The organism is Streptomyces sp. NPDC096048 (genome assembly GCF_044763415.1).
Classification (GTDB): domain Bacteria; phylum Actinomycetota; class Actinomycetes; order Streptomycetales; family Streptomycetaceae; genus Streptomyces.
The window spans coordinates 607,467-624,797 of the sequence record NZ_JBIWGG010000001.1; the positions used below are offsets into that span (position 1 = coordinate 607,467).

The 17,331-nt window shown below is 72.0% G+C and carries 14 protein-coding genes and 1 pseudogene; 9 read left to right on the top strand and 6 right to left on the bottom strand.

Annotated features, from left to right (window positions below; all coding sequences use genetic code 11):
* Positions 1–8 precede the first annotated feature (8 nt).
* From ACIQ6R_RS02965 to ACIQ6R_RS02975, 3 genes are all read right to left on the bottom strand, one after another.
* Positions 9–1,193, bottom strand: a complete 1,185-nt coding sequence (locus ACIQ6R_RS02965; protein ID WP_404218319.1) for a type III polyketide synthase — start codon at positions 1,191–1,193, stop codon at positions 9–11.
* Positions 1,194–1,504: 311 nt separating this feature from the next.
* Positions 1,505–1,996, bottom strand: coding sequence for a DinB family protein (locus tag ACIQ6R_RS02970; protein ID WP_404218321.1), 492 nt, complete (start codon positions 1,994–1,996; stop codon positions 1,505–1,507).
* 275 nt (positions 1,997–2,271) lie between these two features.
* Complete coding sequence (locus ACIQ6R_RS02975; RefSeq protein WP_404218323.1) at positions 2,272–2,901, bottom strand: class I SAM-dependent methyltransferase; 630 nt, start codon at positions 2,899–2,901, stop codon at positions 2,272–2,274.
* A 152-nt stretch (positions 2,902–3,053) separates the two neighbouring features.
* Between ACIQ6R_RS02975 and ACIQ6R_RS02980 the strand changes: the two genes are divergently transcribed.
* The 9 genes and pseudogenes from ACIQ6R_RS02980 (at position 3,054) to ACIQ6R_RS03020 (ending at position 13,764) form a co-directional block, all read left to right on the top strand.
* A complete protein-coding gene (locus tag ACIQ6R_RS02980) occupies positions 3,054–3,635 on the top strand; it encodes a helix-turn-helix domain-containing protein (protein WP_404169829.1) in 582 nt (193 codons plus the stop codon).
* 279 nt (positions 3,636–3,914) lie between these two features.
* Positions 3,915–5,498, top strand: a complete 1,584-nt coding sequence (locus ACIQ6R_RS02985) for a S8 family peptidase (RefSeq protein ID WP_404218325.1) — start codon at positions 3,915–3,917, stop codon at positions 5,496–5,498.
* 272 nt (positions 5,499–5,770) lie between these two features.
* Positions 5,771–6,964, top strand: coding sequence for a DUF4190 domain-containing protein (locus tag ACIQ6R_RS02990; RefSeq protein WP_404218327.1), 1,194 nt, complete (start codon positions 5,771–5,773; stop codon positions 6,962–6,964).
* A gap of 147 nt (positions 6,965–7,111) precedes the next feature.
* On the top strand, positions 7,112–7,864 hold the full coding sequence (locus ACIQ6R_RS02995) for a GntR family transcriptional regulator (RefSeq protein WP_404169836.1): 753 nt from the start codon (positions 7,112–7,114) through the stop codon (positions 7,862–7,864).
* Between the two features lie 323 nt (positions 7,865–8,187).
* Positions 8,188–8,430: pseudogene (locus ACIQ6R_RS03000) on the top strand (SPOR domain-containing protein); the annotation flags it as partial.
* A gap of 95 nt (positions 8,431–8,525) precedes the next feature.
* Positions 8,526–8,948 (top strand): (deoxy)nucleoside triphosphate pyrophosphohydrolase, encoded by a 423-nt coding sequence (locus ACIQ6R_RS03005; protein ID WP_404169839.1) that lies wholly within the window; start codon positions 8,526–8,528, stop codon positions 8,946–8,948.
* A gap of 135 nt (positions 8,949–9,083) precedes the next feature.
* Entirely contained in the window at positions 9,084–9,494 is a 411-nt protein-coding gene (locus ACIQ6R_RS03010) for an ATP-binding protein (protein ID WP_404218329.1), read from the top strand.
* A 279-nt stretch (positions 9,495–9,773) separates the two neighbouring features.
* Entirely contained in the window at positions 9,774–12,362 is a 2,589-nt protein-coding gene (locus ACIQ6R_RS03015) for a SpoIIE family protein phosphatase (protein ID WP_404218331.1), read from the top strand.
* Between the two features lie 241 nt (positions 12,363–12,603).
* Positions 12,604–13,764, top strand: a complete 1,161-nt coding sequence (locus tag ACIQ6R_RS03020; protein ID WP_404218333.1) for a glycoside hydrolase family 18 protein — start codon at positions 12,604–12,606, stop codon at positions 13,762–13,764.
* 17 nt (positions 13,765–13,781) lie between these two features.
* Here ACIQ6R_RS03020 and ACIQ6R_RS03025 read toward each other — a convergent pair whose 3' ends face one another.
* Genes ACIQ6R_RS03025 through ACIQ6R_RS03035 form a run of 3 tightly spaced genes read right to left on the bottom strand, consistent with a single transcriptional unit; the run spans position 13,782 to position 17,322 of the window.
* Positions 13,782–14,546 carry a succinate dehydrogenase/fumarate reductase iron-sulfur subunit gene (locus ACIQ6R_RS03025; protein WP_404218336.1) on the bottom strand — a complete coding sequence of 255 codons (765 nt, stop codon included), beginning with the start codon at positions 14,544–14,546 and terminating at the stop codon, positions 13,782–13,784.
* The gene (locus ACIQ6R_RS03030) at positions 14,543–16,486 is read right to left on the bottom strand and encodes a fumarate reductase/succinate dehydrogenase flavoprotein subunit (protein ID WP_404218338.1); all 1,944 of its coding nucleotides are present in this window, start codon (positions 16,484–16,486) and stop codon (positions 14,543–14,545) included. Before ACIQ6R_RS03030 ends, ACIQ6R_RS03025 begins: the two co-directional genes overlap by 4 nt.
* Complete coding sequence (locus ACIQ6R_RS03035) at positions 16,486–17,322, bottom strand: hypothetical protein (protein WP_404218340.1); 837 nt, start codon at positions 17,320–17,322, stop codon at positions 16,486–16,488. The genes ACIQ6R_RS03030 and ACIQ6R_RS03035 overlap by 1 nt, the downstream gene beginning before the upstream one ends.
* Between the last annotated feature and the right edge of the window lie 9 nt (positions 17,323–17,331).

A 17,331-nucleotide genomic window follows, 5' to 3' on the forward strand; every position in this document is an offset into this window, starting at 1 on the left:
AGCGCGCGCTACAGCCACTCACCTTCCAGGGCGGTGGCCGTGAGGCCCGGGGCCGCCGCGTACAGGACGGCGCGATCGCCCGGCTTCTGCCCGGCGTCGTGCGCCCTGCGCATGATGTCGAACACGGCGGCGCCTCCGCGGTTGCCGCTGGTGTAGCTGTCGCGGCTGTAGTCCAGCAGCCCCGACGGCCACCCCTCGGGCATCGTCTGCTCCATGTACTCCAGCACCCGGGTACCGCCGGGGTGCGCGAGCAGAACGTCGGGGTGCCAGGATCCGGGGTCGTCCTGGTAACGGAGGCGCAGCCACTCCCACATCGCGGTCACCGTCTCCTGCACGGCGCGCGGGCCGCGCCGGTCCATCACGAAGTGGGTGCCGTCCGACCGCGTGTCCAGGCGGTGCAGGTCCTGGGTGCCCGGCAGGGTGTGGTGCCAGGCGCTGTCCAGCCGTAGCACCGACTCGGGCCTCGGGCGGCCCGTGACCACCGTGGCGACCGCGGTGTCCGCGAACAGCAGCCGGACGATCAGGGACTCCAGGGTGTCGTCCGCGGGCTGGTAGGTCGTGCTCAGCGCCTCCGCGATCACGACCAGGACCACGCGGTCGGGATCCGCGGCCACGAGATCGGCCGCCAACGCCAGGGAGCGGGTCCCGGCCACACAGGCCCACTGCGTGGCCGGCAGCAGCATCGCGTCGCTGCGGAGCGGAAGCCTGTTGGCCAGGGCGACGTCCAGGCCCGGCAGCGCAGGGGTGGTGGAGTGACTGGTGATCAGGCAGTCGACGTCCGAGGCGTCCAGTCCGGCGATCTGCAGGGCCCCGCGTGCCGCGCGCTCCCCGTAGGCCTGCACGGCCTCCCAGGCCGGCGCGGTCCGCTCCTGGACGGTCTGCGGCGAGGGTATCGACTCGAGGGCGGCGACCACGCGGTCCACGTCCTGCTCGGTGAACCCGTCGCGGGCCAGCGCCTGTCGCGCCGCCGCGATGCCGCCGGCCACCGAGCCGCTCCCGTTGCCGGGTGCGACGGCGGTCTCCAGCGGAAGCATCCACCCGCGGGTCTCGATGCCCGTACTGGCCGCGATGCCTTCGATCCGGGGCGCCCATGCCGCGTGCGGGTGCCGGCCGCGTACTTCCGCCACGATCTGGTCGGTCTCCACGGTGTGCTCGCCGTGTATCACGGCGGGAGCGCACAGGTATGCGGCCACGGTTCGCGCCTTTCTGCGGGGAACGGGGGGGAGGAACGTCAGGAGTGCCGCAGGATGGGGCAGTTGGCACTTCACGTCCGGGAAAACGCCGCTGCGCTCTGCTTCGGGCGTCGGCATCCGTTCCGAGCATGGACGCTAAAGGGACATTTCCGCTGTGATGCAGGCAACTTGGGCAGCCTTTGGGTGCGTGACACGGCACACACCTCCGGAGGAGGTTTCCTGCCGCGCGGGACGGAACGCCCTGACGCGGCGTCAATCGGGCGCTCGGCAACGCGCCGACGCGGTGACGGCGCGGGTCGCCCCGGGCGGCGTCAGCGCCCCGTCGTGCCGTCGATCAGTTCCCGGAGGATGTCCGCGTGACCGGCGTGGCGGCCGGTCTCCTCGATCATGTGGGTGAGTGCCCAGCGAACACTGGGCGCGGCACGGCCCGGTCGTGGCCGGGGGACCGGCTCGCCGAGGTCTGTGCACTGGTCGAGGACGGCGTTCGCGCGCTCGACGGTCTCCCGGTAGCGGGCGACGACGTCGGCGACGCCGTCCTCCGGGGCGGCGTGGAACGTCGCCTGCCAGTCGGTGACCTGCTCGCCCAGGAAGGTCGCGCGCTCGACGAAGGTCAGGTGATTGAGCAGGCCGAGCAGGTTCGTGCCGGAGGGGACGTGGGCCGTGCGGACCTGCGGCTCGGGGGCGCCGTCGACCTTCGCGGTCATCGAGGTCCGGAGGTAGTCGAGGAATCCGCGCAGAACCTCGACTTCGCTGCTTCCGGTCCGGGGCGGCGGGGTGTCCCCGCGGCGGGTTGCGGTGGGCATGGTGGCCTCCTGGGGCGGGGGGCGGTTCTCGGGTGGGCGGTCCTTGGTCCGGGGGGCGGTTCTCGGGTGGGCCGGTCCTTGTTCGGCGGGTGGCTCCCGGGTGGGCCGGTCCATGGCCGGGGTCAGCTCGTGGTCCGGCCGGTCCTTGGCCGGAGGCCAGCTCGCCCGGCCGGTCTTTCGTCGGGTACTGGCTCGCGGTCCGGCCGGTCTTTCGTCGGGAAGTGGCTCGCGGTTCGGCCCGTCCCTCGTCGAGGAGTGGCTCGCGGTCCGGCCGGTCAGGCGGTGGTGCGGCGGACGAGCAGGACGTGGTCGACGACCTCGGCGGTGCGCCCGCCCGGGCCGGTCGCGGTCCGGCGGGGCGCGTCGGCGCGCTCGACCGTCCACGTCGCCGGGTCCAGGCCGATGCCCGCCGCGACCTCCCGCGGGGTCGGGTACCGGATGTCGGGGTCCTGGTTCCACGACCACGGCGCGGTGGAGCCATGGTCGACGACCAGCAGCCGTCCGCCCGGGCGCAGCGCGTGCGCGGCCGTGCGCAGGACCGCCGCCCGGTCCAGGTCGAAGGGGGTGTGGAGGTAGTGGGCGGAGACCAGGTCGAACCGGCCCTCGGGGAAGGACGCGCGCAGATCGTGCTGCTCAGCGGTGACCAGGTCGCCGAGGCCGAGTGAGCGGGCGTGGTCGGCGAGCCGCTCGGCGGCCACGGCCGAGATGTCGACGGCGGTGACCCGCCATCCCCGGCGGGCGAGCCACAGCGAGTCGCCGCCGTCGCCGCATCCGAGGTCCAGCGCGTCGCCGGGGGGCAGGCCGGTGATCGTCTCGACGAGACGGAGGTTCGGCCGCGGGTCGGTGGCCGACGGTCGGCCGGCGTAGACGCCGTCCCAGAACGTGACCGCATCGGTGGTGCTCATCGGAGCTCCTTCGTCTGTTGGAAGGCCTGTCGGAAGGCCTGTCGGAAGGCCCGTCGGAACTGCCTGCCGGGATTGCCTGCCGGGATGCGGTCAGTCTCACCGGACGCCGCGCGATCCGGCACGGAATCTTGCCGTTGTGGCAAGGTGGCCGGATGGACGCCGGAACGGACGAGGTGCTCGACGCGGTGGGCCCTCGGCTGCGTGCGCTGCGGCGCGACCGCGGCATCACCCTCGCCGACCTCTCGGCGGCCACCGGAGTGTCGGAGAGCACGCTGTCCCGGCTGGAGAGCGGGCAGCGCCGGGCGACCCTGGAACTGCTGCTGCCGCTCGCCCGGATCTACGACGTCCCGCTGGACGACCTCGTCGGGGCCCCGCGCACGGGCGACCCCCGTATCCACCTGAAGCCGATCCGGCGGTTCGGGATGGTCTTCGTGCCGCTGACCCGGCGGCCGGGCGGGACACAGGCCTTCAAGATGATCATCCCGAGTCGGTCCCGACCGCTCGAACCGACCCCGCAGACGCACGAGGGCTTCGAGTGGCTCTACGTGCTGAGCGGCCGGCTGCGGCTGGTGGTCGGCGAACGCGACCTGACTCTGGCGCCCGGTGAGGCCGCCGAGTTCGACACGTCCCTGCCGCACTGGCTGGGCAGTGCCGACGGCGGCGCGGTCGAGCTTCTCGTCCTGTTCGGCCTGCAAGGGGTGCGTGCGCACGTACGCACCGGCTCGGTCTCGTAGCGCACGCGCGGAGTGCGGCCTGCCGGGCGCACGGCTGAACGACGGGTCAGGAAGCGACTCGGAAAGCGGATCGCGAGGTGGTTCGCTCAAACGGCACCGGGGTCCGCACATCCGTGCAGGCCTCTTGTGTAATTCCTCTGGAAGCCTCAATCTTTCGGCTGACGCACCAAAGTGTCGCCCCACATTGACATGGCCATGACCCAATGGTCGTCATCGGGTGCGGCCTGCTCGGCGTGCACGAACCCCACCACGCACCACCGACTGAGGAGGACCCCTCACATGGCAGTGCTGCGTCACACCCCCCACCGCACCACCCGGCGAAGACTGGCCGCCGTCAGCGCCGCGGCCACCGCGGCCCTCGCCGCGAGTCTCGTCTCCGCGCTCCCCGCCACCGCGGCGGAGGGCCGCATCCAGTACGAGGACGCGGCGAACGCGGTCGCCGGCAGCTACATAGTCACCTTGAAGGCGGACGAGGCGAAGTCCGGCTCGGCCGAGGGCCGCGCCGTCGCGAAGCGCCACGGCGCCGACATCGAGCGCACGTACACCAAGGCCCTCAACGGCTACGCGGTCGAGGCCTCCGAGACCGAGGCGAAACGTCTCGCCGCCGACCCGGCCGTCGCCTCCGTCGTCCAGAACCGCACCTTCCACGTCACCGGCACCCAGCCCAACCCGCCGTCCTGGGGCCTGGACCGCATCGACCAGCAGAACCGCCCGCTGGACAGCTCGTACACCTACCCGGACAGCGCCGGACAGGGTGTGACGGCGTACGTCATCGACACCGGCGTCCGCATCACCCACAACGACTTCGGCGGCCGCGCCTCCTACGGCTACGACGCCATCGACAACGACAACACCGCCCAGGACGGCCACGGCCACGGCACCCACGTCGCCGGCACCGTCGGCGGCGGCGCCTACGGCGTCGCCAAGAAGGCGAAGGTCGTCGGTGTCCGGGTGCTCGACAACTCCGGCTCCGGCACCACCGCGCAGGTCGTCGCCGGCATCGACTGGGTCGCCCGCAACGCCGTCAAGCCGGCCGTCGCCAACATGTCCCTCGGCGGCGGCGCCGACAGCGCCCTGGACGCGGCCGTGCGCAACGCCATCGCCTCCGGCATCACCTTCGCCGTCGCGGCCGGCAACGAGTCCACCAACGCCTCCACCAAGTCCCCGGCCCGGGTGACGGAGGCGATCACGGTAGGCGCCACCACTTCGAGCGACGCCCGCGCGAGCTACTCCAACTACGGCTCGGTCCTGGACCTGTTCGCGCCCGGCTCGTCCATCACCTCGGCCTGGAGCAGCGGGGACTCGGCCACCAACACCATCTCCGGTACGTCCATGGCGAGCCCGCACGTCGCCGGGGCCGCGGCCCTTTACCTGGCCGACAACCCCTCGGCCACCCCCTCCCAGGTCGCCTCCGCCCTGACGTCCACCGCCACCAGCGGTGTCGTCTCGAACCCGGGCAGCGGCTCGCCCAACCGGCTGCTGTACGTGGGCGACGGCGACACCACGCCCCCGCCGACCGGCGACCGCTTCGAGAACACCGGTGACTACACCATCCGGGACAACGCCACCGTCGAGTCCCCGGTGACCGTCTCCGGCGTCTCGGGCAACGCGCCCTCGTCCCTGGCCGTCGAGGTGAACATCGTCCACAGCTACATCGGTGACCTCCAGGTCCAACTGGTCGCCCCGGACGGCACGGCGTACACGCTGAAGTCGTACGGCACCGGCGGCAGCGCGAACGACATCAACACCACGTACACCGTGAACGCCTCTTCGGAGACCGCGAACGGCACGTGGAAGCTGCGCGTCAGCGACAACGCGTCCTGGGACACCGGGCGGATCGACGCCTGGGCCCTGCAGTTCTGACGGACCGCTCCTGACGGACCGCTCCTGACGGCAGCTCAGTGAAGAACCTCGCCCTCGCGGTACGGCTCCGGGTCGACGACCCGGCCCGCCGCGAGGGCGAGACGCGTGCCGAGCCCGGCGAGCAGGGCCACGCACGCACCGCGGGGAGCACCGTGCCGCCGCGCGTGCCTACCATGCGCTCAGTGATCGGTCGGCCGGCCTGCTGTCGGGCCCGGCCGCCCCAGCCCCGCGGCGTCTTCGCGTCACCGCCCGAAACAGGAGCACGGTACACGTTGTCCATACCGCCGCCCGGCCCCCAAGGGCCCTACAACCAAGGGCAGTACCCGCAGGGGCCGCGCTCGCCCGGCCCGTACCCGCAGGCGCCCTACCCGCCGCAGCAGCCGTATTCCGGTGGCTGGGGTCAGCCCTACGGGGCGTATCCCAGGCAGCCTCCCGTCAACGGCGTGGCCATCGCCGCGTTCGTGCTCGGCGTCCTGTGCTTCGTGCCGGCGGTCGGGCTGGTGCTGGGGCTGATCGCGCTGGCCCAGATCAGGCGGCGGGGCGAGCGGGGCAAGGGGTTCGCCGTGGCCGGTTCCGTGCTGTCGTCCGTGGGGCTGGCCCTGTGGGTGCTGTCGCTCTCCACGGGCGCCGCCGCCGACTTCTGGGACGGCTTCCGGGACGCCGCGCGCGGCGAGGGCACCGCCTACTCGCTGGAGAAGGGCCAGTGCTTCACCACCCCCAGCGGTTCCCTGCAGGGCGTGACGTACGACGTCGACGAGGTGTCCTGCGAGGAGGAGCACGACGGCGAGGTGTTCGCCGCCTTCGAGCTGCCGGGCGGGGCCTTCCCGGGCGACGCGGAGATCACCCGGGAAGCCGACGAGCGGTGCTACGCCCTCCAGGACACGTACGCCATGGACCGGTGGGCCCTGCCGACCGACGTCGACGTGTACTACCTGACCCCGACCTCGCAGAGCTGGCGCACGGGCGACCGCGAGATCACCTGCCTGTTCGGCAACACGGACGAGCGGGGCACGCTGACCGGCTCGCTGCGTATGGACGGCACGAGGCTCGACTCGGGCCAGCACACCTACCTGGTGGCGGAGGGCTTCCTCAACCGGGCCATGGACGAGATGCCGGTGGCGGAGACCGTCGAGGAGGACCTCGCCGGATACCAGGTGTGGGCGGGGCAGATGTCGCAGGCACTCGTCCGGGAGACCGGGATGCTGCGCGGGCACAGCTGGCCCGACGACGCCGAGCGGCCGGTCACCGACCTGGTCGAGGACCTGGAGACGGCGCGGGAGGAGTGGGATCTGGCGGCCGAGGCGGGCGACGTCGACACGTACTACGAGCACCTCGACAAGGGCCTCGCGCTCATCGAGGCCGACTCGACGGTCACCGCCCGCAAGGCTCTGGGCCTGGATACCACGCCGCCGGTGTACGAGGAGAGCGGTGACGGTGAGGGAGAGAGCCCCGGCAAGAAGGTGTGACGGCGGCTATAGCGGGGAGAAAGTGCCTGCGTAAAGCCCTCCGAGGGCACAAGTCATCACATCGAGTGATTCTTTGGCCTTTGCTTGCCTGGCACAACCTACGGTTGCCACGCTGTTGCTGTCTGTACAACCTGATGGGAGCGGCCAGTGACTTTCGGTGAGCAGCCGGCGTATCTGCGTGTCGCGGGTGATCTCCGCAAGAAGATCGCCGACGGCCTGCTGCCGCCCCACACCCGCCTCCCCTCCCAGGCGCGGATCCGCGAGGAGTACGGCGTCTCGGACACCGTCGCCCTGGAAGCGCGCAAGGTGCTGATGGCCGAGGGGCTGGTCGAGGGCCGCTCCGGTTCCGGGACGTATGTGCGCGAGCGGCCCGTCCCCCGGCGCATCGCCCGCTCCGGGTACCGGCCGGCCGGCGGCGCCACGCCCTTCCGGCAGGAGCAGGCCGACGCCGGGACACGCGGCACCTGGGAGTCGCACAGCGAGCAGGCCGAGGCGAGCGGCGCCGTCGCCGAACGGCTCGGGATCAAGCCCGGGGACCGGGTGATGTGCACGCGGTACGTCTTCCGGGAGGGGGGTGAGGCCATGATGCTCTCCACCTCCTGGGAGCCGCTGGACCTCATCGGCCGTACGCCGGTGATGCTGCCCGAGGAGGGTCCGCTCGGCGGCATGGGGGTCGTGGAGCGGATGGCCGCCATCGACGTGGTCGTCGACAACGTCACCGAGGAGGTCGGCGCCCGCCCCGGCCTCGCCGAGGAGCTGCTCGCCCTCGGGGGTGTTCCGGGGCACGTGGTCCTGGTCGTCCAGCGCACGTTCTACGCCTCGGGCCGGGCGGTCGAGACGGCCGACGTGGTCGTTCCGGCCGACCGCTACCGCGTGGCGTACCACCTGCCCGTCAAGTAGCGGCGGCGCCGGGGGAGTTCACCCGCCCGCCGGTGGTGTGAGATGGCGCACGCCTCTCGTGCGCCTCCCGCGCCCCTTTTCTCTGCTCGCGCCGGCCTCCGTACTCCGCACCGTCGTCCGCGTGGCGCCGGGATCCGCTCGTTCCCGCAGGTCGTCCGCGAGGTTCCCGGTATGCCTCCGACCGGAAGCGTCGGCGCGCGCGGGCGGCGCGTTTCAAATCGTGCGCCCCCTGCGTTCTGGCTGGTTGCGTACCTCTTTGTGCAAAGCCGTATTCGCTGCGTGAAGGTTAGGCGTAGGGTCGGGCATATGCGGATTGCGGTTTCCTTAGCGGGCGGGGCGCGGCGCGGGCCGTGGGCGGGAAGTGGAGGGGCGCGATGAACGACGGCACGGTCACTCTTCCCTGGCTGGTCTTCCGGCAGGACGACAACGGCAACCGCTACCGCGTGGGCAGGTACGCGACCCGGGCCGAGGCCCAGAAGATCGCGGACACCCTCGACGGTCGCGGCCACCAGCAGCTCTACTGGGTCGAGAAGCTCGGCCCGAACGGAACGGGCACGGCGGGCTGACCGCGCCGACTGGACGGGCCGTAGGGCAGGGCAGGCCGTAGAGCAGGGCAGGGCAGGGCGGGCCGTAGGGCGGGACGGGCCGTAGGCTCCGGCGCATGACGGAACGGATCGTGGTGGGTGCCGCCCTCGTCGACGGCGGACGCCTGCTCGCCGCGCGCCGCAGCGCACCGGCGGAGCTGGCCGGACGGTGGGAGCTGCCCGGCGGCAAGGTGGAGGCGGGCGAGACGCCCGAGGCGGCGCTCGTGCGCGAACTGCGCGAGGAACTGGGCGTGACGGCCGAACCCGGTGAGCGGATCCCGGGGCAGTGGCCCCTGCGAACGCCCTTCGTCCTGCACGTGTGGACCGCACGGCTGCTCCCCGGCTCCACCTTCCCCGAACCCCTGGAGGACCACGACGCGCTGCGCTGGCTCACCCCCGCCGAGATCTGGGACGTGCCCTGGCTCGACCAGGACGTGCCGGCCGTCGAGCGGGTGCTCGCGCAGCTGTGGCCGGCGGTGACGGATGCGCGGGGCGGGTGAGCGCACCGGCGTGAGCGCCCCGTGCGCCGTTGGTGCCACAGTGCGCCCGCCCGGGCGGTACCCGGCCCCGGATTTCGGGTATGTGCCCATTAACCCCACGAAACCGGACATGGGTGGGGGTCGCCGGCCGGGGAAGTGATCGGCGTGATCGACAGCGAAGGCGGCTGTGCCGAATGGGTCTTTCCCGCGGCACCGGACGCGGTGCGGACCGCCCGTTCCCTGGTCCGCCGCACCCTGCGCGGATGGGACCTCGACAGCGTCGGCGACGTCGCCGCCCTGCTGGTCAGCGAGCTGGTCACCAACGCCCTGCGGCACGCCACCGGCCCCATCGGCGTCCGCCTGGTACGCCACCCCGCCGGGCCGGACGGCGTGCTGCTGGTGGAGGTCTCCGACCCGCTCCCGGACCCGCCCCGCGAGCGCGTCGCCCGCCCCGGGGACGAGGACGGCCGGGGCCTGCAACTGGTGGCCTCCTCCGCACGCCGCTGGGGAACCCGGCCCGGAGAGGTGGGCAAGACGGTGTGGTTCGAACTCACGGTGCCGGAATGACCGGGTGACACACCGCTTTTCGGCGTCTTTCACCGCGCCGGGACGGCCCGGTCCCGCCGACCAACTGGTTCAGGCCAGTGGCAGTTGTGGAACTACGTGGTTCGATGTCGTGTCCGCTGGTTAGAAGACTGGAAGTGTTGTCACGGTCCGGACCGAAAAGCATCGGGACCGTGCTGTGATCGTGAACACCGTGTCGTGCGGCGCCGTAGTGCTGGATACTGCGGGCAGCCGCCCCCGGTGACCGGTGCCGGACGCGGTGAGCTGGAGGGGACGGTTCGCGTGAGCGAGATACCAGCGAGGGCCACGGAGTCCGAGGGCCCGTCGGGCGGCGCGCCGTTCGGTGACGCGGTGTGGCAGAGCAGCCCGCCCGGCTCCATCTACGACTACATCAAGGTGGCGTCCTTCTCCATCGGCCCCGACGGACTCGTCGACCAGTGGAGCCTGCGCGCCGAGCAACTGCTCGGCATCCCGGCTGAGCACGCCGTGGGCACCGACCCCATCGACGCCTTCATCGATCCCGACCTGCGGGAGCGCGGCCAGCGCAAAATGGCCGAGATCCTCGACGGACGGGAGTGGACCGGTGTGGTCCCCTTCCGGGTGCCGGACGCCGCGGCCGACGGCGCACAGCGCGGACAGCGCGGACAGCGCGGGCTCGCCGAGGTGTACGTCATGCCGACGCGCACGGAGGACGGGGAGAAGGCCGCCGTCTGCATCGTCGTCGACGTCCGCGTCCTGCGCAGCATCGAGACCGACCTCGCCGCCTCGCAGGCCATATTCGGCCAGTCTCCGTTCGGCTTCCTGCTGATCGACCCCGACCTCCGGGTGCGCCGCGCCAACCAGCGGTTCGCCTCCGTCTTCGGCGGCACACCCGACGACCACCGCGGCAAGGGCGTCCACGACTACCTGCCGCGCGCCGAGGGCGACCGGGTCTGTGCCACCCTGCGCCGGGTGCTGGAGACCGGCGACTCCATCACCGACATGCACGTCACGGGCTTCGTGCCGGGCACCGAGGAACGCCGCCACTGGTCCGTCAACCTCTACCGCGTGCACAGCGGTTCCAGCCGGCCCATCGGCGTGGCCTGGCTGGGAACCGACATCACCGCCCGCCGCGAGGCCGCCCGCGAGGCCGCCGCCGCCCGCCGCAACCTCGCCCTCCTCAACGAGGCGGGCGCCCGCATCGGCAACTCCCTCGACCTGGAGACCACCGCCCGCGAACTCCTCGGCGTCGTCGTCCCCGGCTTCTGCGACCTGGCCACCGTCGACCTCTACCAGGGCCTGCTGGTGGGCGACGAGACCCCGCCCGGCCTCGCCGACGGCAGCGCGGAGCTGCGCCGCGTCGCCTTCTCCAGCGCCGTCTCCGACGCGCCGTTCCACGGCACCGGCGAGCAGGTCGAGCTCGGTGCCGTCCACCACTACGGGTTCAACTCGCCCTGTGCCGACGCCCTGCGCACCGCCCGCCCGCGCATCGTGCCGGCCGAGGACGGCGGCCTCGTGCAGTCCACGCTCGCCGTGCCGATGGTCGCCCACGACACGGTCGTAGGACTCGCGCGGTTCGCCCGGACGAAGGGCAGCGAGCCGTTCGGGGACCGCGACCGCGACCTCGCCGTGGAACTGGCCGCGCGGGCCGCCGTCTGCATCGACAACGCCCGCCTCTACCGGCGCGAACACGAACGCGCGCTGATACTGCAACGCTCCCTGCTCCCGCCCGGCGACCCGGAGGCGTCCGGCCTCGACATCGCCTGCCGCTACCTGCCCGGCAACGCGGCCACCGGCCGGCCCAGCGAGGTCGGCGGCGACTGGTTCGACGTGATCGAACTCCCCGGCCACCGCACCGCGTTGGTGGTCGGCGACGTCATGGGGCGCGGTCTGCGCGCCGCCGTCGCGATGGGCGAACTCCGCACCGCCGTACGGACACTGGCGCAGCTCGACATCGAACCGGCCGAAGTGCTCTCCCAGCTCGACGAGATCGCCCGCGGCCTCGGCGCCCCCGGAGGCGTCCAACAGGCCACCCGGGCCGCCCGCCGGCCCCGCGAGGCCGACCTCTCCGAGGTCTACCTGGCGACCTGCGTCTACGCCGTCTACGACTCGGTGACCAGGCGCTGCACCTTCGCCAACGCGGGCCACCTGCCGCCCGTCCTGGTCGAGCCCGGCGAGTCCGCGCTGATGCTGGACGTGCCGCCGGGCCTGCCGCTCGGCGTCGGCGGGGAGCCCTTCGAGGAGGTGGAGGTCGAACTGCCCGAAGGCGCCCTGCTCGCGCTCTACACGGATGGACTGGTCGAAAGCCGCGACCACCCCCTCGACGAGGGACTCCAGGCCTTCGTAGGGGCGCTCACGGACCCGGCGCGCCCTCTGGAGGACGTCTGCGACCAGGTCCTCCACACCCTCGACAGCCACCACGGCGAGGACGACATCGCCCTGCTGATGGCCCGCGTCCAGGGCCTGCCCAGCGAGTCCGTCGGCGACTGGACCCTGCCGCGCGAGCCGCGCAGCGTGGGCCGGGCCCGCGAGCTGGCCCGGGCCAAGCTGCTCGACTGGGACATGGAGTCGCTGGTCGACACGACGGAACTGCTCGTGAGCGAGCTGGTCACCAACGCCCTCCGCTACGGCGAGGGCGAGATCAGACTCCGCCTCCTCCTCGACCGCACCCTGGTCTGCGAGGTCTGGGACTCCGGCCTGGTCCAGCCCCGTCGGCGCCGCGCCCGCGACACCGACGAGGGCGGCCGCGGCCTGCAACTGGTCGGCCTGCTCAGCGCGGCCTGGGGCTCACGCCGTACGCCGCGCGGCAAGACGGTGTGGTTCGAGCTGCCCCTGCCGGGCGACGACACCCAGCTCACCGACCCGGCGGAGGCGTTGCTGAGCCTGTTCTGACCCGGCCCGGGGTCGTACGGGTCCGGGCCCGCCGGGTGCGGCGCACGTGGCCGTATCCGGCCAGCAGCAACGCCGCCCCGGCCGTGACCAGGGGCGGCACCAGATCGGCGGAGATCATCGCCACGCACCCCTGACCGCAACCGGAACACCGGTTCGAGTCGTCCCCGCTGGCAACACGCTCGGAGCGTATGCGCGGCAACCGGCCACCGCGACCGGGGCCGGGCCAGAGGGAGGGGACACCGTGGAGGACACGGAACCGAGAAAACCCGAACCGGCAGCTGTACCGGCAGCCGAACCGGCAGCTGTACCGGCAGCCGAACCGGCAGCTGAACCGACAGCCGAACCGACAGCAGAACCGTCAGCCGATCCGGCAGCACATCCGACCAAAAAGAAGAGGCGGCTCCGCCGCATCCGCCGCACCGTGCTCGCCGTCCTCCTGGTCCTGATCCTCCCCCTGCTCACCGCCGGCGCGGCCCTCCGCGTCAACTACATGGGCGACCCCGCCGACGGCACCTACACCAGGAACCGCGACGCGATGTGGCTCGGCCACGCCTGGGTCGACGGCCGCAAGGACGACGCGGACCTCGCCGCCTTCGCCCGCCGCATCGAGACCACCGGCATCCGCGACCTGTACGTCCACACCGGCCCGCTGGAACACGACGGCACCCTGCCGAAGGCCCGCTACCCCAAGGCCCGCTGGCTGATCGACGCCGTGCACCGCGAGCTGCCCGGCGTCCGCGTCCAGGCCTTCCTGGGTGACGTCCTCGTCACCGAGGGCCCCGACGGCATGCACCTCGACCGCGCCGACACCCGTGCCGCCGTCGTCGACTCCGCCCGCCAGGTCCTGGACGCGGGCTACGAGGGCGTCCACCTCGACCTGGAGCCCCTGCACTCCGGCGACCGGAACTACCTCTCCCTCCTGGACGACCTGCGCGCCGTCACCCGGGCCCAGGACGCGCGGCTCTCGGTGGCCGCCCACCAGATCGACCCGCTCCCGGCCCTCCACTCCGTCTTCGGCGTCTTCACCGAGAACCCCAAGTGGTGGTCGCAGGAGTTCTTCGGCCAGGTCGCCCGCCGCGTCGACCAGATCGCCGTGATGACGTACGACACCGCGCAGCCACTGGAGGGCACCTACGGCGGCTATGTGGCCCAGCAGACCTCCCTCGCCCTGGAGGCCACCCCGCCGACCACCCACCTGCTGATCGGCCTGCCCTTCTACTACGAGAGCAACTTCGACCACTGGGGCCACGCCGAGACAGTCGAAGCCGCCGTCCGGGGCGCCCGCCTCGGCCTGTCCCGGACGGACGCCGACCGGAAGCTCTTCGGTGTCGCCCCGTACATCGACTTCGCGGCGACGGAGACGAACTGGGACGAGTACCGGGAGGGCTGGGTGAACCGGTGAACCCGGTACCCGCCCCCCTAACGCCTCCTGATCTTCGACCCCAGCCACACCAACGGGTCGTACTTGCGGTCCACGGCGCGTTCCTTCAGCGGGATGAGCGCGTTGTCCGTGATCTTGATGCCCTCGGGACAGACCTCCGTGCAGCACTTGGTGATGTTGCAGTAGCCGAGGCCGTGCTCGTCCTGGGCCGCGCGCCCGCGGTCCAGGCCGGTGTCGCCGGCCGCGTCCAGCGGGTGCATGTCCAGCTCGGCGACGCGCATGAGGAAGCGCGGGCCCGCGAAGGCCGGCTTGTTCTCCTCGTGGTCACGGACGACATGGCAGGTGTCCTGGCACAGGAAGCACTCGATGCACTTGCGGAACTCCTGCGAGCGGTCCACGTCCTCCTGCATCATCCGGTACTCGCCCGGCCCGAGGTCGGCGGGCGGGACGAACGCCGGGACCTCGCGGGCCTTGGTGTAGTTGAAGCCGACGTCCGTCACCAGGTCGCGGACGACCGGGAAGGCGCGCAGGGGGGTGACGGTGATCGTCTCCTCGCGGGTGAAGACGGACATGCGGGTCATGCACAGCAGCCGCGGACGCCCGTTGATCTCCGCGGAGCACGAACCGCACTTGCCCGCCTTGCAGTTCCAGCGCACGGCGAGGTCGGGGGCCTGGGTGGCCTGGAGGCGGTGGATGATGTCCAGGACCACCTCGCCCTCGTTCACCTCGACGCGGAAGTCCTCCAGATCGCCGCCCTCGACGTCGCCCCGCCACACCTTGAAGCGGGCCTCGTAGCCGCTCATTCGGAAAGCTCCTCCTCGGCGAGGTACTTGACCAGCTCGTCCTTCTCGAAGAGGGCGAGCAGGTCCGGTCGGACGGGCTCGGTGGTCCGCCGCTCCAGCGTGATCTGGCCGCGCTCGGGATCCGTCGCCGCCAGGCCGCCGCTCGGGTCGGCCAGGGAGCACAGCAGGTTGGCCGGGCGCCACCGGCGGTCCATCGACGGATGGTCCTCGCGGGTGTGTCCGCCGCGCGACTCGGTGCGTTCCAGCGCGGCCCGCGCCACGCACTCGCTGACCAGCAGCATGTTGCGCAGGTCCAGGGCGAGGTGCCAGCCCGGGTTGAACTGCCGGTGCCCCTCCACTCCGGCGCGGCGGGCCCGTGCCCGCAGCTCCGCGAGCTTCTCCAGGGCCTGTTTCATCTCCGGCTCGCGGCGGATGATGCCGACCAGGTCGTTCATCGTCTGCTGGAGCTCCTGGTGGAGGGTGTACGGGTTCTCCGGCGGCCCGGCGGACGGCTCGGGCGCCTCCGCCTCGGCGGAGAACGGCCGCAGCGCCTCCGCGGCGGCGGCGTCGACCTGCGCGTCGTCCACCCGGGGCCGCGCTCCGGAGCCGCGCTCCGCCGCGTACTCGGCGGCGTGCCAGCCGGCCCGGCGCCCGAACACCAGCAGGTCGGAGAGCGAGTTGCCGCCGAGCCGGTTGGAGCCGTGCATGCCGCCGGCCACCTCACCGGCCGCGAACAGCCCCGGCACCCCGCGCGCGGCGGCGGTGTCGGAGTCGACGGCGATGCCGCCCATCACGTAGTGGCAGGTGGGCCCGACCTCCATCGGCTCGGCCGTGATGTCGACGTCGGCCAGCTCCTTGAACTGGTGGTACATCGACGGCAGCCGACGCTTGATCACCTCGGCCGGCATCCGCGTCGAGACGTCGAGGAAGACACCGCCGTGCGGGGAGCCCCGGCCCTCCTTCACCTCGGAGTTGATCGCGCGCGCGACCTCGTCCCGGGGGAGCAGCTCGGGGGGCCGCCGGTTGTGGTCCGGGTCGTCGTACCAGCGGTCGCCCTCCTCCTCCGTCACCGCGTACTTGTCCTTGAAGACGTCGGGGACGTAGTCGAACATGAACCGCTTGCCCTCGGAGTTCCTGAGCACCCCGCCGTCGCCGCGCACCGACTCCGTGACGAGGATGCCCTTGACCGACGGCGGCCAGACCATGCCCGTCGGGTGGAACTGCACGAACTCCATGTTCAGCAGCGGCGCCCCGGCCAGCAGCGCCAGCGCGTGGCCGTCGCCCGTGTACTCCCACGAGTTCGACGTCACCTTGAAGGACTTGCCGATGCCGCCGGTGGCGATCACCACCGAGGGGGCCTCCAGGACGAAGAACCGGCCGGTCTCCCGCTCGTAGCCGAAGACGCCCGAGACCTGGCCGCCGTCCTTGAGCACACGCGTGACCGTGCACTCCTGGAAGACCTTCAGACGGGCCTCGTAGTCGCCGGTCTCCCTGAAGTCCTCCTGCTGGAGCGAGACGATCTTCTGCTGGAGGGTGCGGATCAGCTCCAGGCCGGTACGGTCGCCGACGTGGGCGAGGCGCGGGTACTCGTGGCCGCCGAAGTTGCGCTGCGAGATCCGGCCGTCCTTCGTACGGTCGAACAGCGCGCCCCAGGTCTCCAGCTCCCACACCCGCTGCGGCGCCTCCTGGGCGTGCAGTTCGGCCATCCGCCACTGGTTGAGGAACTTGCCGCCGCGCATGGTGTCGCGGAAGTGGACCTGCCAGTTGTCGCCGGAGTTGGCGTTGCCCATGGCGGCGGCGATGCCGCCCTCGGCCATCACGGTGTGCGCCTTGCCGAACAGCGACTTGCAGATCACGGCCGTACGGGCGCCCCGCTCGCGGGCCTCGATGGCGGCGCGCAGCCCGGCGCCGCCCGCGCCCACCACGACGACGTCCCATTCCTGCCGGTCGACCACGGACATCAGAACAACCTCGGATCGTCGAAGGCACCGGACGCGACGAGATACACGTAGAAGTCGGCGAGCGCCACGCTCACCAGTGACGCCCAGGCGAGCAGCATGTGCCGGGCGTTGAGCTTCCCGACCAGCTGCCACATCCGGTAGCGCACGGGGTGCCGGGAGAAGTGCTTGAGCTTGCCGCCGACGATGTGCCGGCAGGAGTGGCAGGAGAGGGTGTACGCCCAGATCAGCACGATGTTGGCCAGGAACACCAGGGTGCCCAGGCCCATGTGGCCCCAGTCGTAGTGCTCGTCGCGGAAGGCGAGCACGGTGTCGTAGGTGAGGATGAGCGCGACCAGGAGCGCGGCGTAGAAGAAGTACCGGTGGATGTTCTGCAGGATGAGCGGGAAGCGGGTCTCGCCGGTGTACTTCTTGTGCGGCTCGGCCACCGCGCAGGCCGGCGGGGACGCCCAGAACCCCCGGTAGTAGGCCTTGCGGTAGTAGTAGCAGGTGAGGCGGAAGCCGAGCGGGAAGATCAGGATGATGATCGCGGGGGAGATGCCCCACCAGCCGCCGAACAGCTCCCAGTTGGGGCCGCCGCGCATCGGCTCGCAGTTCTCCGCCAGACAGGGGGAGTAGAACGGCGAGACGTACGGGGCCGCGTAGTAGTCCGCGTTGGCGAAGGCCCGCCAGGTCGAGTAGACGACGAAGGCGAGCAGGCCCGCGGCGGTGGCGGCGGGCGCCAGCCACCAGCGGTCGGTGCGCAGGTGCGGGGCGCGGATGGCGGCGCGCGTCGGGGTGTGGACGCCGCCGCCTCGGGGATGGGGTTCGGTGGCTGGAGGTTCCGTACCAGTGGCCACTGGGCGACT

What these genes read in the sequence shown, in the direction of transcription:
- ACIQ6R_RS02970 (WP_404218321.1), bottom strand. Translation starts at nt 1,996, where the DNA reads ATGCCCACCGCAACCCGCCGCGGGGACACCCCGCCGCCCCGGACCGGA.
- ACIQ6R_RS02975 (WP_404218323.1), bottom strand. Translation starts at nt 2,901, where the DNA reads ATGAGCACCACCGATGCGGTCACGTTCTGGGACGGCGTCTACGCCGGC.
- ACIQ6R_RS02980 (WP_404169829.1), top strand. Translation starts at nt 3,054, where the DNA reads ATGGACGCCGGAACGGACGAGGTGCTCGACGCGGTGGGCCCTCGGCTG.
- ACIQ6R_RS02985 (WP_404218325.1), top strand. Translation starts at nt 3,915, where the DNA reads ATGGCAGTGCTGCGTCACACCCCCCACCGCACCACCCGGCGAAGACTG.
- ACIQ6R_RS03005 (WP_404169839.1), top strand. Translation starts at nt 8,526, where the DNA reads ATGACGGAACGGATCGTGGTGGGTGCCGCCCTCGTCGACGGCGGACGC.
- ACIQ6R_RS03025 (WP_404218336.1), bottom strand. Translation starts at nt 14,546, where the DNA reads ATGAGCGGCTACGAGGCCCGCTTCAAGGTGTGGCGGGGCGACGTCGAG.
- ACIQ6R_RS03030 (WP_404218338.1), bottom strand. Translation starts at nt 16,486, where the DNA reads ATGTCCGTGGTCGACCGGCAGGAATGGGACGTCGTCGTGGTGGGCGCG.